General features: G+C 39.1%; 1 protein-coding gene. It reads left to right on the forward strand.

The annotated features are described in order from the left end of the window. A partial coding sequence (locus J7R05_RS09130; protein WP_208541950.1) for a hypothetical protein occupies positions 1–287 on the forward strand: 287 nt, incomplete at its 5' end. Positions 288–330: the final 43 nt, after the last annotated feature.

Raw genomic sequence — 330 nt, forward strand, 5'->3', positions numbered from 1 at the left:
CTTTACTTGTTCATTGTCATATATCGGCTGTCTATAAATGGACTTATCCTGTTGAGAAGCGTGAAGGAAAAGGTGGGATTATTCCCGCTAAATATCAAGTTATGCTTTTGAATTACGCTAAACGCAACAACATAGACTTACGTCCTGATGATTTTTTTTATCCCGAGCGTTTGCAAAACTTAATGCAGAAAAAAGAAACATCTCCATCACCTGAGTTTGTTGATGGTTGTGCAGTAAGCAGGGCAGGGTATGAGCAAAACGATGCACAACAATCATTAGGTGGATAAGAACATGAGCATAGCAAAGAAATACGAGCTTACAGAAGAGGGT

The organism is Bartonella capreoli (assembly GCF_902813205.1).
Classification (GTDB): domain Bacteria; phylum Pseudomonadota; class Alphaproteobacteria; order Rhizobiales; family Rhizobiaceae; genus Bartonella; species Bartonella schoenbuchensis.